The sequence below is a fragment of the Shewanella sp. AC91-MNA-CIBAN-0169 genome, from assembly GCF_040310165.1.
Classification (GTDB): domain Bacteria; phylum Pseudomonadota; class Gammaproteobacteria; order Enterobacterales; family Shewanellaceae; genus Shewanella.
Map to the genome: position 1 here is coordinate 60,000 of NZ_JBEOPM010000011.1, position 16,615 is coordinate 76,614.

Consider the following 16,615-nt stretch of genomic DNA (forward strand, 5'->3'; position numbering starts at 1 on the left):
ACATTATATTTAATTTAATAATCACGACATCTCCAAAGTCAAAGTTAGCGATTTAACACCGCTTTAAATATACCCCTTATGGGGTATAGCGATGAAAGTTTGCGCCAGATCAACATGTAAACAGGATGTATTTCACAGTTTTGTAAACTTGTTAATGTTATCAACCCATACCTAATGTAGAACACACTATTGGACATCATATAAAACAGTACTTTTGACTTATTTTTAATCACTAATCGCTATCAACAGCAGGATTTTATGTTTACTCGTGGCAGCCTTACTTCCACCATTTTAAGTTTAATGCTCATTTTAATTTTGTTGTCATCAAGCTTAGCGGTGTTTTCTATCGTCAATTTAACCTTCAGCTTAGGCGATGCCAAAGGCATCAACGCCTCAGGCTCACTGCGAATGCAAAGTTATAGGCTGTTGTTGTATACCAATGCCGGCAGTAGTAATACCGATGAAAAAATTACTGCATTCGAAAATACACTTAGTTCAGAAGCACTTAAACGCTCTCTTCAGTGGTATAGCCCCAAAGAGCTGCGAGACCAATATTTATTGGTTATCGATAAGTGGCAAGTGATGAGAGTGTATATTGAAGAAGGGAATACGCGACTTTACTCAGCCTCATTAACCGACTTTGTCGACACCATTGATACCTTGGTATTAAAGATGGAATTGTTCGCGGCCTTTAAATTAAAGTTATTGGTTATTGGGCAGATTATCGGCTTATTTATTTTACTTGTTATCGCTTTTTTTGCCGTAGTATTCACACGTAAACGGGTTGTTAAACCATTGCAATTGTTGATGGATAGCGCAGCAACTATTTCGAAAGGTAACTTCAAAGTTGAGATGCCTAAAACGGGTTATATAGAACTGACGGCTCTAGGTAATGCACTGCAAAAGACGGCAGCGGAATTAGCCCATTTATATGAAGATTTAGAAAACCAAGTAAACGAAAAAACCTTGGCATTAACCCGAGCAAACAATGAGCTAAAGTTTTTATACGACAATCTACTCATGTTACATGCTGATAAACTCGACTATAAAGCATTACAATCTGCAATCAATCAGCTGAAATATTATGAAGACTTAACCTTTCTTCGCTTAGTCGTTGAGCATGATGATGGCTCTAAAGACGTTATTAAAGCTGAAGGCGGCTGGCCTGATGAGTTAGCCACTGAATCGGTACAGTTTCCGCTATTAATAGAAAAGACCCAAATGGGCTATTTAGATGTAATATCTAATAAGCCATTGAATAAATTATTGTTTGAAAACTTCGCCATGATGTTAACCCGTTCAATTACCATCCATAATGCTACTGAACAACGGCAGCAACTGGCGCTACTGGAAGAACGTGCGGTCATCGCTAGAGAATTACATGATTCAATTGGGCAATTATTATCTTTTCTAAAAATTCAAGTGAGTTTATTACGTAAAAGTCTTGCTCACAGTTGTCGTAGCCCTGAAGTAGAAGGTCAATTGACAGAGATTAATGAAGGTGTCAGTACTGCTTATGTACAATTACGTGAACTGTTATCAACCTTTAGATTAACCATTAAAGAGCCTAATTTAAGTCAAGCTATTGAAGTTATGTTGGATCAATTACGTCATCAAACGAATATCAATATCCAATTGAATTACAAGATATCAGCACATTTACTTGAAGCTAAACAACACATTCATATTTTACAATTAATTCGTGAAGCGACATTAAATGCAATTAAACACGCTAACCCTGCTCATATAGTGGTAGATTGTCAGTTAACAAATAATGGCATGATTACTATTACAATATGTGATGATGGCATTGGCGTGACACATTTAGCTGAACGAGATCAGCATTTTGGTATTGGCATCATGCATGAACGCGCCAACAAACTGAATGGTATCGTTTCGTTCAATAGTAACCAGCTCGGCGGTACGACTGTTACGCTGAGTTTTCCACCTCAACAGGAGCCTTTAAATGGGTAAGCCGTATTCCGTACTTGTTGTCGATGATCATCCATTATTACGCCGTGGTATTTGCCAATTAATCACCTCCGACGGTGACTTTTCGCTTTTTGGTGAAACGGGCACGGGACTAGAAGCTCTTACCGCTGTAGCCGAAGATGAACCCGATATTATTTTGCTCGATTTGAATATGAAAGGCATGTCTGGGCTTGATACTCTCAATGCTATGCGTCAAGAAGGTGTAACAGCAAGAATTGTGATTTTAACCGTCTCAGACGCTAAACAAGATGTCATTAGACTACTGCGAGCGGGTGCTGACGGCTATTTACTCAAAGACACTGAGCCTGATTTACTGTTAGAGCAACTCAAAAAAGCCATGCTGGGTCACCGAGTCATTAGTGATGAAGTAGAAGCTTATCTTTATGAGTTGAAAAATACCATTGACGACAACAGCTGGATAGAGAATTTAACCCCGCGTGAATTACAAATATTGCAGGAGCTGGCGGAAGGTAAAAGTAATCGAATGATCGCCGAAGACTTACACATCAGCGAAGGCACTGTTAAAGTTCATGTGAAGAATTTGCTGCGTAAAGCAAATGCAAAGTCTCGCACAGAAATGGCCGTACGCTACCTTAACAATTAGCCCACTATCAAAGTCATATTTAACAACAAGGCCACTTAAACGTGGTTTTGTTGTTATTTATCATCCACTAGAATTAAGAGATGGGTTATTTATCGTTAATAAATGCTAACCAACTTTGCAGCACTGACTCAAAGTCTTCCAGACCACAATAAGACTCAGATTCCGCATTATACAGGCTCATGGAGTCTTCTAATAAGTGCTCTTCCTCAAAATCAATCACACTGGCAAACACTCTCACTTGCTCAAAGTCGATGTCGATAGTTAACTCTCCACCGATATCCCGCAAATGGTTAAGCGCCCCAGATTTGATTAACACTATCTGGGTTAGAATATGATTAGCTTTGCTCTTGTCGTCACCAAGCTCTTCAGCAAACCATCTGCCTAACACTTCATGACCCATGCTAAATTCAGCAAAGACCGTGCCTTCTAGGCGATTTCGACGAAATTGATATTCCATACTAGTACTCTTTTATTAGCATTTTTTCTATTTTAACCGATGAACGGCCACTCTGCTGCTCGTTAGTTCAGCAAATATTGCGCTTGATGGTTAAATGCACGATAAATAAAGGATTTCATTTTATAAGGTTGTTTTAAACTTGGGCAAGATAAAAAAATAGCGTAAATTATTACAATAGTGATCACATGGAATCTCTAATAATGAATAATGGTTTTATATACAGTTTATTGCTTACCGGCCCCAATGCTGGCCAGTCACTTACCGCGGAACAAATAGCACAATGGCAGCCTGCTGATGGGCTGTTGTGGTTACATCTGCGATATCGTGAACCGAAAGCTCGTAAATGGATCCTCAACTCCGGCTTACAGAGGGTTGAGGTGGATACTCTGTTGGCCACTGATACTCGTCCACGAGTATTAAGTTCCGACAAAGGAATTTTACTGGCGTTACGAGGAGTTAATTTAAACCCAAACTCCGATCCAGAAGACATGGTCGCAGTGCGGATCTACGCTGAAGAGCACAAGATCATCTCAACCTGCGAGCGCCAGTTACAATCGGTGATTGATGTTGCCGATGCGATAACACAAGGCAAAGGTCCGGTTGATAGTGCAGCGTTTATCATGGCCATTTGTGAGCGTCTGACGCAACGTAAAGTGGAGTTTATTGGCAAACTGGAAGAGCAGCTTGATGAATTAGAAGAACGCGTTGTCACTCAAGTAAACAAAACCTTACGTACTGACATTGCCGAGCTGCGCAGACAAACCGTAGTATTGCGTCGCTACCTCGCGCCCCAACGAGAAGCATTTTCTCGTATGCTACAAGAAGCCAGCGAACTATTTGACGACAATGATAAAGTCCGCTTACGTGAAATACACGAAACCCTTATTCGAGTAATAGAAGATCTTGATGCAATACGCGATCGAGCCAGCGTTACGCAGGAAGAGCTTCAATCACAACAGTCAGAACAAGTGAATCAGAGACTGTATTTCTTATCATTGATCTCGGCGGTATTTTTACCATTAGGTTTTTTAACAGGCTTATTGGGCGTCAATATTGGCGGAATACCTGGCGCTGAATCAAATTGGGCTTTTGCCGCATTCTGTGGCGGATTGTTTGCGCTGATAGGTTTGCAAATGTACTTATTCTACCGTTTGAAATGGCTATAATCCGTCTCTAATATACATGATGGACATTGATCTGCTGAGGGTTAACTACTCGTCAAGAGCGGCTAATTTGCACGTAATGACAATAAAATGATTAGCGGAGTTAACTTGGTATTACCTAACGTTAAACGACTAACGAGATACGACTAACGTTGAGCAATATAAAGCGACGGAGTTAATCACTTATCCAAGGCCATTCTAAGCAAATTTAACTGTAAACAAAAAAGGACACCGAAGCGTCCTTTTTAATTTATATTTATCAGTCTTTTAACGACTGAAACAATATTGATATTACTTAGTTTCTACTGCAGCAGGTGTTTTCTCTACTGACATTAATTCAACTTCAAAAACCAATGTTGAGTTAGCAGGAATAGTGCCAGTATCACGTTCGCCATAAGCTAATTCTGATGGGATAACAAACTTATACTTAGCGCCTACAGGCATTAACTGTACGCCTTCAGTCCAACCAGGAATAACACGGTTTAGTGGGAACTTAGCCGTTTCACCACGAGCATATGAACTGTCAAATTCGGTGCCATCAATTAACGTGCCACGGTAATGAACTTCAACAGTATCTTCAGCAGCAGGCTTTTCACCACTACCGGCCTCTAATACTTCGTACTGCAAACCAGACTCAGTCGTGGTTACGCCTTCTTTGGCTTTATTGTCTTCTAAGAATTTTTTGCCATCTGCAATTGATTTAGCAGCTAACGTTTCAGCTTGCTCTAAGCGCTTGTCGTTTAGTTTTTTATCTAGGTTTTGTAATACAGTCTGCATTTCTTCTTCAGTTAACTGCATTTCTTCGCCTAAGCCATCGCTAAAGCCTTTAATCACCATAGCGCGGTCAACAGCAAAGCCTAATTCTTCTTGCTCTTTAATGTGACCAGACATGTACTTACCAATTGAACCACCAACACTATATGCTTCTTTTTGAACGTCAGTTGTCAATTCAACTTTCTTTTGAGCAACGTCTTGTTCCTGATTACACGCAGTAAGGCCAACAACGGCTAATGCAACTAACGATAATTTGTAAATAGATTTCATTAAAGCTTCCTCAGCATCCTATAGTGGTTACAATAACCTTAATACATTCAATCAATGAGATGTTTAATTGGTCATGTTCTCTTGCCACTTTATACTAGTTAAAACGGTTATACCATTGGGTAAACCTTATATGACAAGGTTTAGGACAATAATTCAAGGAGCAAGTTCATGATACGCGTTCCAATGCTGTTTTTTTGGCCAACTCTAGTCTTAGTAAGCCTATTATCTGCATGCCAGCCAACAGCGACGAAAGTTAAGGTCATCACTACCGATGCCAGTTATAGTGCAAGTTTGTCAAATGATGCAACCATCGCCTTGGTTAGCACGGCTCATAATGGCGTACAGGTATGGGATCTTACTGACTCAACGTTGTCTTACCAGTGGCTCCAAGGCCAACAACAAAATACCAGTAACGTCATTGATACTGCGATATCAGCAAATAGCCTTTATGCTGCAACAATTAGCAGCCACTCACTTGCAATATGGCGATTAACCGATGGTTCATCTGTCGGATGGTGGTCTTTGCCTTCTTATGCGCAAAGTGTCGCCATCGCTAATACAGGGCAAACCCTTGTGGGTTTAGTCGATGGCTCTGTGATGTCATTGTCACCTGAAAAATCACGCTTAATTCAATTTTTGGGCCATCAAGAAAAAGTGAATAGCGTGTCTATTAGTGCCGATGGCAATACAGCATTAAGCGGCGGGAATGATGGTAAAGTATTACTTTGGCAAGCCCAAACGGGTCAACCATTACAACAATGGCAGTTAACATCCCGCATCACTAAAGTGGCGATTAACGACTCAGCGACTCTCAGCTTTGCAAGCGATATCACTGGTAATGCCACCCTGTGGCAGTCGGATACCGGTAAACCAATAAGTCATCTCGATATTAATCGACGCCAAATGAATTTTTCAAGTGCTCGCTTTGTTAATAATGACCAGCAATTACTCACAGGTACGCCATCAAGAGAAATCTTTTTATGGCAAATAGACTCAGGTAAACGACTTTCTCGCTGGCAAGTTCAATTGAGTAAAAACACCCAAAACAAAGGCGCTGTAGTATACTCTGCCGCAATGATAGCACCTGGCTCGATAGTCAGTATTAGCAGCCAAGGTTTAGTTGAATATTGGCAGTAATAACTAATGTAATAATTCAGTAATAAGAGGTCGACATGGAAAGCGTTTTACAAAAGATTGATGATCTTGAAATGAAATTATCATTTCAAGATATCTCCATTGAAGAGTTAAACCAAGAAGTGATAAAACTCAATGCATTAGTTGCCAGACAGCAACAGCAAATGCTATTAATGGTTAATAAACTGCATTCTATTGAGCCTAGTAACATGGCGTCTTCTGCCGAAGAGACTCCACCACCCCATTACTAAAGCCTTGCGACCATACAAGATATTTTAGGATACTTTGACTGCTATCATAGTCAGCTGATATTCAGCAAATATGATATAGACTGTATTGAAATCGAGTGAATGGTCAGTACCATAGAATGAGACTATGCAAGTAATAACCTTGCTTACTCATAACAATTTAAACCATAAATAAGATTAACCTAGGTCGTCATCTAACGCGAATAACAAGGACAGCCGTCACCTATGCAGCTAAAGCCACTACTCAGCATTGCTACCACAGGCGAACAGATACTGACTCAAATTGCTGAGCCAGTGACGGTGTTTGACGACGCATTACATACCTTAGCTGATAACATGCTCAGCACTATGCTAAATGCAAATGGCGTCGGTATTGCGGCAACGCAAGTGTTCAGCAACGTAGCAATGTTTATCATGGCGTCAAATCCTAACGAACGTTATCCCCATGCGCCATCAATGCCTCCAACGGTAGTCATAAACCCACAGATTCTATCGGCATCTGCCGTGACAGAAACAGATGTAGAAGGTTGCTTATCCATTCCAGGTCAGCGGCTATCTATTGCGCGACACAGCGAAATAGAAGTTCAGTATCAGTCGCTTGATGGCCAGTTACATCAACAAACATTAACGGGATTTGTTGCGCGTATTTTTCAACATGAATATGACCACCTGCAGGGTATTACTTTACTTGAACGGGTCAACCTCATGACACCTCAGATACTGGTGCCACAATGTTAAGAACATTCTGTATTGGGTTGAGTCTCATTATTGGCCTATCCGGTTGTGCCTTTAATAGTGTATTTGTTAACTATCCATCGCAAATAGCGCCATACAAGCAACAACTCAATAGCGATTCACCAACAGCAAAAATCACTGATTTGGCCGACAATATTAGCGGCAATGATGGCTTACTTTACGCCCAAGAGTCTGGGCGTATTATGCAAATTGCGGGTGACTTTAGCGGCAGTAAAACCTATTACCAACAAGCCATTGACGATTATCAAGTTTTTGATGATAAAGCCATCGTGAGTGCCAGTAAATTAGGTGCAGGGGCGAGCAGTCTTTTACTCAACGATAATGCCATTCCTTATCGAGGTCCGGGTTATGAGCGTATTATGTTGCATCAATATCAGGCACTTAATTATTTATTTAGTGGCGACGCTCAAGGGGCATTAGTAGAAGTTCGCCGCAGTAATGAATTGCAAAGTATGGAACAAGCACGCTATCAGAAATCACAAAAATCAGTGCAAGACATGGCCAATGGCACCATTGACGCGCAAGTAGCCCAATTAAGCAAAGAAGCCGGCAATGTCACCAGTTCATTTCTAAACGCTTACAGCTATTACACTACTGGCTTGTTGCACGAGCTCGCCAACGAGCCTAATGATGCGTTTATTGATTATCGCAAAGCAGCACAAATTACCCCAGACAATGTGTATTTACAGCAAGATTTAGTTCGTTTAGCTAAACAACTGGGGATGCCTCAATACGACGAATTTAAACGTCGCTGGGGAGAAGCGGTAATGCCTACACCCGACCAAGGCCAAGTTGTGTTTATTATTGAACGTGATTTTGTACCAGAAAAACAGAGTATTACGGTACCTTTTCCACTTAACGGTAATATCCAATCCGCGTCATTAGCGACCTATCAGCCACAACGTCTGTTAATGAATAACAGCCAAATCCAAGGGTTAGACGCGCCACTCACAGCACAATCTATTGCTAACATTGATGCGTTAGCCATTAATGCCTTAAAAGAAGATTTACCCGCTGCGTTGTTTCGACAAGCCGCAAGAGTTTATGCTAAATACCAAATGAATCGCAGTGTACAAAACAGTAGTCAACGAGCCAATAATCAAGTTGATGCTGCTGCGATGGTAATGCAAATATTTAATGTTATCACCGAGCAAGCCGACCGTAGAAGTTGGTTAACCCTGCCACGTCAGGCTCAAATTGCTCGACAATTTATCGATGCCGGCAGCTATAATGTTCGCTTAAATAGCAGCCAAAATGTAAATATTGACGTAAAACCAAACCGTACAACATTAATTTGGGCAATAGAGACTGGAAATCGTACCCGTTTTTATTCGATAATCATCTGATAGACGATAATTGCTTATCAACTGTCACTCATCACCAATGGAATTTACTATGAAAAATTTGAAACTGATATTTGTATTAGCTGCAGTAATGGGGCTGAGCGCCTGTCAATCTAAAGTAGAGTATGGTGACGCGACGGAAGTCGAAACCGTTAACGAAAACTTCGGTTCAACTGATCTGCAAGTCATCGCAGCAAAAATGGTCGACAGCATGATGGCATTCCCACCTGTTGTAGTAATGACACAGAGCAACCGCCCGATTGTATTTGTGGATAAAATTAAAAATAAAACTTCTGAACATATCGATACAGAATCAGTGACCGACACCATTAGCAATAAACTATTACGCTCTGGTAAGTTCCGTTTTATTGATATGACTAAGGTTGATACTGTACGCAAACAACTTGATTATCAAAACAATGCCGGCATGGTAGACCCATCTACGGCAATTAAATTTGGCCGTCAAATTGGCGCGCAATATATGCTTTATGGCAACTTATCAAGCATCGTTAAACAAGATGGCAGCACCAAAGATGTTTACTACAAAATGACCATGCGGTTAATGGATCTTGAAACTGGCTTAATTGAATGGTCAGATGAAAAAGAAATCCGTAAAATGAAATCAAAGTCTTTTTTAGGCTTATAAATCACTACTCATAGCACTAAAGCCGACATTGTTGTCGGCTTTTTCATACATCAAATAAAAAGTTAGGAACACTAACGTGAAATTGTTATCCACTGAATTGTTTAGTCCTCGGGTCATCAAAACCAGTCTCATCGCATTATGTTGTGCTAGCCTTGTCAGCTGCAGCAGCTCACTTTCAACATCATCCTTGCAACGGGATGGCTCTGCCTACATAAGCCAAGTACAAGCACAAGCAAGATCCAACGTGGTATCAAATGCACAATATGAGCTAACTTTCTTTTTAAGTGAGCACAGCCAATTCAGTGCAAAATCGATTGTTCACTTTGACTTAAGCAGCGTGCCAAAATCACTGACGCTTGATCTTAACAAAGCCAATATTAAGCAATTTATTGTTAACGGAACCAAGGTATATCCTAATTACAATGGCGCTTATATTGTGTTAAATCAAAGTCTATTAGTTGATGGTCACAACACTGTAGAGGTTGAATTTACTCGAGAACACAGTACCAATGGCGAAGGCTTACATCGTTTTGTCGACCCAGTAGACAGTAAAGTTTATTTGTATTCACATTTTGAACCTGCAGCCGCCCAGCAAATGTTTGCAGTATTTGATCAACCGGATCTTAAAGCCAGTTATCAGATTAACGTCCATGCACCCAAAGATTGGCAAGTGATCAGTGCCATGCGTGAAACCAATGTGGTTGACCAAGGCGATACTAACTTATGGACCTTCCCTGCTACCCCAAAATTAAGCCCATATAACTTTTCTATGCACGCAGGTCCGTACCATGTTTGGGAAGATAATTCAGGCCGTTATCCGATGCGTTTATTTTCGCGTCAGTCTGTGGCCAACCAAGTTACCCCTCAAGATTGGTTCACTTATACCAAGCAAGGTTTAGACTTTTTTGATAGCTACTTTGGTATTGCTTATCCGTTTAAAAAATACGACCAAGTATTAGTGCCTGACTTTCTTTATGGCGCAATGGAAAACGCAGGAGCGATCACTTTTTCTGAAGACCGTTTCTTATTTAATGCCAAGATGACTGCCGAACAAAAAGAACGTTTAGCAGGCGTTATCATGCACGAAATGGCGCACCAATGGTTTGGCGACTTAGTCACCATGAAGTGGTGGAATGGCTTATGGTTAAATGAAAGCTTTGCCTCATTTATGGGCACCCTTGCTACCAGTGAAGCCACTGAATTTAGTCATGCATGGCGCACTTTTTATGCCTCTGGTAAACAAGCTGCTTACCATCAAGACAGTTTAGTCACGACTCACCCAATTGAAGTGCCCGTGGCCACCAGCCAAAATGCCTTTGATAATATCGACGCCATTACTTATCAAAAAGGCGCATCGACCATCAAGCAATTACGTCATTTACTCGGTGAAGAAACCTTCCGCCGTGGAGTGAGCCAATATTTACAACAATACAGTTATCAAAATGCTGAGCTTAATGACTTTATCAACAGTCTAGCTAAGGCCAGTGGTCGTGATTTGTCTTTGTGGACCAAAGAATGGTTGTACGCGGCGGGTGTAAATACCATCAAAGCTCAGTACACTTGTCAGCGAGGTCAAATTGACTCGTTTGGGTTAGTGCAAACATCTGATGATGAACAACATCCAACGCTACGTGAACAACGAGTACAACTAGGGTTGTTCAACAAAACTCGATATGGCATAGAAAAACAACAAGTGGTTGCGGTGACATACAAAGGCGCTTATACCGAAGTTGATCAGTTAATTGACGAGGTTTGTCCTGATTTAGTGTATCCAAACTATGATGACTGGGGATTTGTGAAAGTAACGCTAGACTCTAGCTCATTTAACACCGCCAAACAGTCTCTAGGTCAAGTAACCGATCCGCTATTACGCTCTATGCTGTGGCAAAGCATGTGGGACAGTGTGATTGATGGTAAGACATCATTGGATCAGTTTTTAAATATCGCGTTAATTAATGCGCCACTCGAAAAAGACTACACCATTCTAGGTCAAGTACTTGGTAATCTGCAGCGTGCTAAGAACTATCTTGATTTAATGGCGCCTGCTAATGCGGCTTACAACAGTAAAATATCTAAGGCACTTAGCCAAATGAGCCTGCGGATGAGTATGGAAAGCTACCGTAATAGTGATTTTCAACGCCGTTGGTTCGATGCTTATATTAGTTTATCTAGCTATGGCGATGCGTTAAAACATATCCAATCATTACTGCAAAGTAAGAGCCATATAAAAGGGTTAAGCATAGATCAAGATTTACGCTGGGCGATGATCCGCCAATTAAACCGTTATGATTACGGTGATGCTCAGGCGCTACTCGCCCAAGAAAAACACCTTGATCAATCTGACTCTGGTGAAAAAGCCGCGATTGCAGCCGAGGTTATCCGCCCACAGTCATCGCTTAAGCGTCAGTGGTTAAATACTATTGAAAACAATGACAGCATGGCGTTCTCAAAAATTCGCGTCGCAATGTACAATATCTATCCGGCTGAACAAAAACTGTTAAGTGCCGCAACGGCAGAACAACGCTTTGCCAACTTGCCGCTAATGGACGATAAAGGTCCGGTATTTATGCGCAGTTTTGCGGCGCAATTAATTCCGACCGATTGTAGTGCAACAAACATAGATGCGATTAGCCACGTTTTAGATACACAAACGGGTTTATCACCATTGGTGAGACGCGCGCTACTCGAAACCCGTCAACAAGAACAACGCTGCGTAAAAATCAAACAAACATTACAGTAAGCTTACCCATTACAACGGTAAATCAATTACGTTAAATCTAAAAAAGCGCTGATATTTATCAGCGCTTTTTATTATCTTGACCAAATGGAGCCGACACTTAGCAAGTTATGTGGCGATCACTTTCAATAGTCCATCTATAAACATCATCATTGCCACTCACTAAGTGCGCACGCAAAAGCTCATCATCACTGGTGCATGATCGGTACTATCGCTGTCGCGTTCATAGTCAGGCCGAACTAGATGACGATCAAACGTTTTATAATCAATTATATGAGCGAGGTTTTGCTGCTGAGTCGGATTAAACTCACTTGAGACTAATATGTAATCAAGTACTGAGCCACTGTTGCCATAGTAATGTGTCGGCTGCCTAGCAGGATGCGGTTGCTCATCCACTAGTGAGCTTGACTCAAATTCATCTAGGGCCAATGTTGCGTTACACTTAGTCGCGGCGATAAACAGCTCATAGCTGTCAAACAAACTGCTTTGCTGTAACTCTGCCATTAATGAGGTTTCACCTAGTTTAGCCAGCCCAGGGTCTTCAATATCACTGCGATACACGCGTAATTGATTATTAAATGCCGCTAAGAGTTCACTGCCCATGGTGTCATTAAAGTCACCCATCAACATAAAGGGCTGCTGAGTTTGCTGTCGTCTCATCAGCATTTGATGGCACAATAGAGCTGATTCACTGCCGCGCTGTAAACTGGATGCCCAACGCCCAAGCACTTGCCGTGCAACAAAATCAGCACCGCCATGTAAGCCACTTTCACTGATATCGTCACGACTCACGCCACTGCGTTTAGACTTAAGGTGAATGACATAACAATCACATGGACCAAATACTGGTAACTGTATCGTAGCCCGTAACGGTTTACGGCTAAAACTAAATGACTCCGCTAAACCTAACTGGCTGACCCATTGCGGATCTGGGCTGACATTAGCTGAATCAATAATAGGATACTTTGATGCTATCGCGACCACAGGGCTGCGGTACACATAATCACTTACTACCTCGGGTAAATCTAGCGCCACAAAATATTCATAACCCAACGACTCAGTCAACTTAGCTAAGGCATCAGGACTAAACACTTCCTGAAAAGCAATAATGTCAGGTTGATTGTGGCTAATAAACTCACCTAACCATGCACATTTTTTTTGCCATTGCTTATCACTATAGATGTTTTCAAAGTCGTAGTAGGCGTGAGGCGGTTCAATAAAGTTAAATAAATTAATGCTTACGACACTAAATGTAAGCTCGGATGATGGAGCGGTTGATACATCGTTTACGTCCAAAATATTTTGCTCTCTGTAAAACTTATATTAAGGGTACTGACAACATTGTTATTTGTCGAATTTAACTCCCCTCAACCAGGAATAATGCAACATAAACAAAATAACCTAAAAAAACTGAACCTACATTCACAAATACGCGTAATGCATAATAGTTAGACGTTAAGTGATATCTGATTGACTATCCCCCGATACAGCTGATCCGATAAAGTAACACCCGATGTTCTAAGACAATCATCCTCCGTAAGACCCTTTATGGCTTATCCCTCACCCTGATAAGCCATTTTTTTACGGCATTGTTTCTATAGCACATGTGCTTATCGAACTAAAATGAATAGGAGTATATGATGGGATCACTCAATGCAAATAATCGGCATGTCTGCCAAACAATACAAATAGGCATTGCTACTGCCGTTGGGGTTTTATTATTAATTGGCCAACCCGTCTGGAGTGCCAGTGAGGACAATATGCTATTTCACTTTACTGACCCAAGCCACTTCACAGCGTGGAACATCAATAATGACACTGTGATGGGCGGTATTTCGCAAAGCCAAATTAAGCTTAATGAGCAACAAGCGTTATTATTCTCTGGACAGGTTTCCTTGGCAAATAATGGCGGATTTGCATCGACAGAATCCAGCTTTATCCATCAAATTGCCGATGCATCATTACTCACTATCACGGCCAAAGGTGACGGAAAAATATATCAAATCCGCCTAAAAACACCGAATTTATCTTATGGTGAAGCCTATGTGGCTAACGTTAATACTCAAGCTGATACACTCACTCAACATACTTTTACCCCGGCAGATTTTACTGTCAGCTTTAGAGGGCGAGCGGTCACGAATGCCCCTACATTAAACTTTGAAGATATTGATCGTGTTGGTTTTCTCGTGGCACAAAAACAACAAGGTCCATTTATAATTGAGTTACACTCAATACAGTTTGACCGATAAATATGTTAATACATAAGGGTATTCATTGAATTTACCAATACACATAAAAGGCATTATTTTTGATTTAGACGGCACCTTAGTTGAGTCCAGTTTAGATTTTGACTTAATTCGCCAACAAATTGGTTGCCCTAATGGCGTAGACCTTCTTAAATACGTCGACGAGTTAAGTTGCAAAGCCACTCAAGCCAACGCAAACAAAATTATTCTTGAGCATGAATATCAAGATGCTATGAGTGCCAAACCAATCAAAGGCATGACCGAACTGATTAACGCTATTGAAGCGGCCAAATTACCCACAGCCATAGTGACTCGTAATAGCCTTGCAGCCAGTGCCATGAAGGTAACACAAAATAATATCGCCATAGACCATGTGTTAACCCGAGAGCACTTCCCTGCAAAGCCGGCACCCGATGCGTTACTGGCCATTGCAACACAATGGCAAATACATCCACAGCATATTATCTATGTTGGTGATTACTTATACGATATTCAAGCAGCTAATAACGCGGGAATGATAGCCTGTTTAATTAATCATGGCATCGAACGTGATTATCAACATTTAGCCGATATTGTTATCGAAGAGTTGAGTCAACTCCAGCAATTAATAATCAATAACTCACCGAGCGATTAACGCCAGTACTAACGTTAATAATAAATAAGAACTACCACATGAATATGAATCAAATTCACCCAAAAAAATTACTGAATAGTAAATGGACCAAAGTTAACGTGGTTCAAAAGTTGAAGCATTTTACAGTGACTAAAGTTGAGTATGACGAGCAACAAAACGTGGTTGAATGTCTTATCCGTGCAGAAATGAATGCAGAAGAATGCTCTATTAATTGGCGCGATCTTAAGGATCCGCAACAGTGGAAAATTGGTTGGCAATAATCTACTGCAAAACACATTTATTATGCCGTTTAATAATAAAAAAAGTGACTCTTGTTTAAATACAATGAGTCACTTTTTTATACTAGCATTAGCATAACCTTAGCTAACGAGTTTCAAGATAATAAACGGTTATCAAACTGCTTGTTGATCTGTTTACTATTGCATTGACTACAACAACTGACTATAACTTCGTTATTAGCCTTGCAACAAAAATAACCAGTTTGTCATTGAAACCCATTATTCTATTTAACTCGGCTATTATTTTATGATAAATATTGAACCTTCGAGCCTAAATTGAAGGGTTTCTAAACCCCAATCAGATAACATGACGTCCTGGATTCGTTGGCCATCACCTTCACTACTACATCCCCACATTTTTGCACATGTTTGTCCCGCTATATTGGATCCAGTGCCTTTTGAAGTGTCAGGGATCATGTGGTTCAATTGGGTAATATGCGAGCCAAACATGTCTTCAAATGTATCCATTTGTACGTCAATGGTTTCCATTTCACCTTGAGGAAAATTGATCGCTGCAGTTTGCTGATTTGAAACAGTTTTCTCAGGGATTAACGTGACAACATCTTTTGAAATTAAAGCGTAAAGTTTGCTCAGCGGTAAATCTTTAGTTGATTCATGTAAGTAAAGTATTTGCCCATAATTTCTAGCTGCAAAATTATTTTCTTCATAAGCTATAGCAAGGTATTGATCTGCAAGTGCCAAATCTTGTTCTACCATGCCACCACCTAAATACATTTTACCCAATAAATACGATGACTGAGAGTGGCCCATCTTTGATGCGAACTGTAAAAACTCAACACCTTCGTCGACATCTTTCAGAGGAGTATCTTGTAAATACAAGACACCCGCTTTATATTTTGCATCCAGTACACCATATTTACCTGCACGTCGGTACCATTTTAACGCCATGTCTAAATCTTTATCGGTGCCATAACCGGTGTAATAGAATTCAGCTAACATGGCCATTGCTGAGGAGTGGCCTCGTTTTGTTAAAATGCGATAGGCTTTAAAGTATTCAATACATTCAGACGTGTTGCACTCAGGCAATTGGTTTGCTTGGCTTTTAAATGGAGCGAAAGCGAGAAAGCTTAATATTAAGCTCAAAATAATAGCATTATGTTTCATCATGTTAAGTCCTTTTATATACAATTCATTACTATTAGCATTTATATGCAAAATGTCTATAGTAATTATGTCTATAAAACTAACCGTACGTTATATCTAATATTATCAATCGATTACCTAATTATTCTTCAATAAGTAATCTAATACTCTAACAATAGCCACTTCCCTACTGCCATTAAAATCAATCCACAATTGACGAATATCAGTA

The 16,615-nt window shown here is 40.5% G+C and carries 16 protein-coding genes; 12 read left to right on the top strand and 4 right to left on the bottom strand.

The window, feature by feature from the left end; all coding sequences use genetic code 11:
• The first annotated feature begins 258 nt into the window (after nucleotides 1–258).
• A complete protein-coding gene (narQ, locus tag AAEY98_RS11190) occupies nucleotides 259–1,974 on the top strand; it encodes a nitrate/nitrite two-component system sensor histidine kinase NarQ (RefSeq protein WP_101085304.1) in 1,716 nt (571 codons plus the stop codon).
• Entirely contained in the window at nucleotides 1,967–2,596 is a 630-nt protein-coding gene (locus AAEY98_RS11195) for a response regulator (RefSeq protein WP_101085303.1), read from the top strand. Before narQ ends, AAEY98_RS11195 begins: the two co-directional genes overlap by 8 nt.
• An 85-nt stretch (nucleotides 2,597–2,681) precedes the next feature.
• Here AAEY98_RS11195 and AAEY98_RS11200 read toward each other — a convergent pair whose 3' ends face one another.
• Entirely contained in the window at nucleotides 2,682–3,053 is a 372-nt protein-coding gene (locus tag AAEY98_RS11200; protein ID WP_335690956.1) for a YacL family protein, read from the bottom strand.
• Nucleotides 3,054–3,253: 200 nt separating this feature from the next.
• On the opposite strand from AAEY98_RS11200, the gene AAEY98_RS11205 reads away from it, so the two are divergent.
• Nucleotides 3,254–4,219: a zinc transporter ZntB gene (locus tag AAEY98_RS11205; protein WP_351016939.1), complete on the top strand. Its 966-nt coding sequence runs from the start codon at nucleotides 3,254–3,256 to the stop codon at nucleotides 4,217–4,219.
• Nucleotides 4,220–4,507: 288 nt separating this feature from the next.
• Here the strand turns inward: AAEY98_RS11205 and fkpA are convergent, their stop codons facing one another.
• A complete protein-coding gene (gene fkpA, locus AAEY98_RS11210; protein WP_101085300.1) occupies nucleotides 4,508–5,260 on the bottom strand; it encodes an FKBP-type peptidyl-prolyl cis-trans isomerase in 753 nt (250 codons plus the stop codon).
• Between the two features lie 168 nt (nucleotides 5,261–5,428).
• On the opposite strand from fkpA, the gene AAEY98_RS11215 reads away from it, so the two are divergent.
• From AAEY98_RS11215 to pepN, 6 genes are all read left to right on the top strand, one after another.
• Nucleotides 5,429–6,397: a WD40 repeat domain-containing protein gene (locus AAEY98_RS11215; protein ID WP_101085299.1), complete on the top strand. Its 969-nt coding sequence runs from the start codon at nucleotides 5,429–5,431 to the stop codon at nucleotides 6,395–6,397.
• Nucleotides 6,398–6,432: 35 nt separating this feature from the next.
• Nucleotides 6,433–6,645 (top strand): SlyX family protein, encoded by a 213-nt coding sequence (locus AAEY98_RS11220; protein ID WP_011638679.1) that lies wholly within the window; start codon nucleotides 6,433–6,435, stop codon nucleotides 6,643–6,645.
• A 222-nt stretch (nucleotides 6,646–6,867) separates the two neighbouring features.
• The gene (gene def, locus AAEY98_RS11225) at nucleotides 6,868–7,380 is read left to right on the top strand and encodes a peptide deformylase (RefSeq protein ID WP_351009595.1); all 513 of its coding nucleotides are present in this window, start codon (nucleotides 6,868–6,870) and stop codon (nucleotides 7,378–7,380) included.
• A complete protein-coding gene (locus AAEY98_RS11230) occupies nucleotides 7,374–8,744 on the top strand; it encodes a COG3014 family protein (RefSeq protein WP_351016942.1) in 1,371 nt (456 codons plus the stop codon). The genes def and AAEY98_RS11230 overlap by 7 nt, the downstream gene beginning before the upstream one ends.
• A 49-nt stretch (nucleotides 8,745–8,793) precedes the next feature.
• Nucleotides 8,794–9,387, top strand: a complete 594-nt coding sequence (gene lpoB, locus AAEY98_RS11235) for a penicillin-binding protein activator LpoB (protein ID WP_174839654.1) — start codon at nucleotides 8,794–8,796, stop codon at nucleotides 9,385–9,387.
• Between the two features lie 76 nt (nucleotides 9,388–9,463).
• A complete protein-coding gene (gene pepN / locus AAEY98_RS11240) occupies nucleotides 9,464–12,127 on the top strand; it encodes an aminopeptidase N (protein WP_351016945.1) in 2,664 nt (887 codons plus the stop codon).
• Nucleotides 12,128–12,286: 159 nt separating this feature from the next.
• Here pepN and AAEY98_RS11245 read toward each other — a convergent pair whose 3' ends face one another.
• Nucleotides 12,287–13,420, bottom strand: coding sequence for an endonuclease/exonuclease/phosphatase family protein (locus tag AAEY98_RS11245; protein ID WP_351016948.1), 1,134 nt, complete (start codon nucleotides 13,418–13,420; stop codon nucleotides 12,287–12,289).
• Nucleotides 13,421–13,761: 341 nt separating this feature from the next.
• On the opposite strand from AAEY98_RS11245, the gene AAEY98_RS11250 reads away from it, so the two are divergent.
• The 3 genes from AAEY98_RS11250 to AAEY98_RS11260 are packed head-to-tail and all read left to right on the top strand — an operon-like array spanning nucleotide 13,762 to nucleotide 15,264.
• Nucleotides 13,762–14,373, top strand: a complete 612-nt coding sequence (locus AAEY98_RS11250; protein WP_162023843.1) for a CIA30 family protein — start codon at nucleotides 13,762–13,764, stop codon at nucleotides 14,371–14,373.
• A 25-nt stretch (nucleotides 14,374–14,398) separates the two neighbouring features.
• The gene (locus AAEY98_RS11255; RefSeq protein ID WP_162023844.1) at nucleotides 14,399–15,004 is read left to right on the top strand and encodes an HAD family hydrolase; all 606 of its coding nucleotides are present in this window, start codon (nucleotides 14,399–14,401) and stop codon (nucleotides 15,002–15,004) included.
• Between the two features lie 44 nt (nucleotides 15,005–15,048).
• Nucleotides 15,049–15,264, top strand: a complete 216-nt coding sequence (locus tag AAEY98_RS11260; RefSeq protein ID WP_351009649.1) for a TIGR02450 family Trp-rich protein — start codon at nucleotides 15,049–15,051, stop codon at nucleotides 15,262–15,264.
• Between the two features lie 258 nt (nucleotides 15,265–15,522).
• On the opposite strand, the gene AAEY98_RS11265 is transcribed toward AAEY98_RS11260, so the two are convergent.
• Nucleotides 15,523–16,410 (bottom strand): tetratricopeptide repeat protein, encoded by an 888-nt coding sequence (locus AAEY98_RS11265; RefSeq protein ID WP_351016952.1) that lies wholly within the window; start codon nucleotides 16,408–16,410, stop codon nucleotides 15,523–15,525.
• Nucleotides 16,411–16,615 lie beyond the last annotated feature (205 nt).

Excerpts from the sequence above, each read along its gene's own strand:
- narQ (WP_101085304.1), top strand. The coding sequence starts at position 259 with ATGTTTACTCGTGGCAGCCTTACTTCCACCATTTTAAGTTTAATGCTC.
- AAEY98_RS11195 (WP_101085303.1), top strand. The coding sequence starts at position 1,967 with ATGGGTAAGCCGTATTCCGTACTTGTTGTCGATGATCATCCATTATTA.
- AAEY98_RS11200 (WP_335690956.1), bottom strand. The coding sequence starts at position 3,053 with ATGGAATATCAATTTCGTCGAAATCGCCTAGAAGGCACGGTCTTTGCT.
- AAEY98_RS11205 (WP_351016939.1), top strand. The coding sequence starts at position 3,254 with ATGAATAATGGTTTTATATACAGTTTATTGCTTACCGGCCCCAATGCT.
- fkpA (WP_101085300.1), bottom strand. The coding sequence starts at position 5,260 with ATGAAATCTATTTACAAATTATCGTTAGTTGCATTAGCCGTTGTTGGC.
- AAEY98_RS11215 (WP_101085299.1), top strand. The coding sequence starts at position 5,429 with ATGATACGCGTTCCAATGCTGTTTTTTTGGCCAACTCTAGTCTTAGTA.
- AAEY98_RS11220 (WP_011638679.1), top strand. The coding sequence starts at position 6,433 with ATGGAAAGCGTTTTACAAAAGATTGATGATCTTGAAATGAAATTATCA.
- def (WP_351009595.1), top strand. The coding sequence starts at position 6,868 with ATGCAGCTAAAGCCACTACTCAGCATTGCTACCACAGGCGAACAGATA.
- AAEY98_RS11230 (WP_351016942.1), top strand. The coding sequence starts at position 7,374 with ATGTTAAGAACATTCTGTATTGGGTTGAGTCTCATTATTGGCCTATCC.
- lpoB (WP_174839654.1), top strand. The coding sequence starts at position 8,794 with ATGAAAAATTTGAAACTGATATTTGTATTAGCTGCAGTAATGGGGCTG.
- AAEY98_RS11250 (WP_162023843.1), top strand. The coding sequence starts at position 13,762 with ATGATGGGATCACTCAATGCAAATAATCGGCATGTCTGCCAAACAATA.
- AAEY98_RS11260 (WP_351009649.1), top strand. The coding sequence starts at position 15,049 with ATGAATCAAATTCACCCAAAAAAATTACTGAATAGTAAATGGACCAAA.
- AAEY98_RS11265 (WP_351016952.1), bottom strand. The coding sequence starts at position 16,410 with ATGATGAAACATAATGCTATTATTTTGAGCTTAATATTAAGCTTTCTC.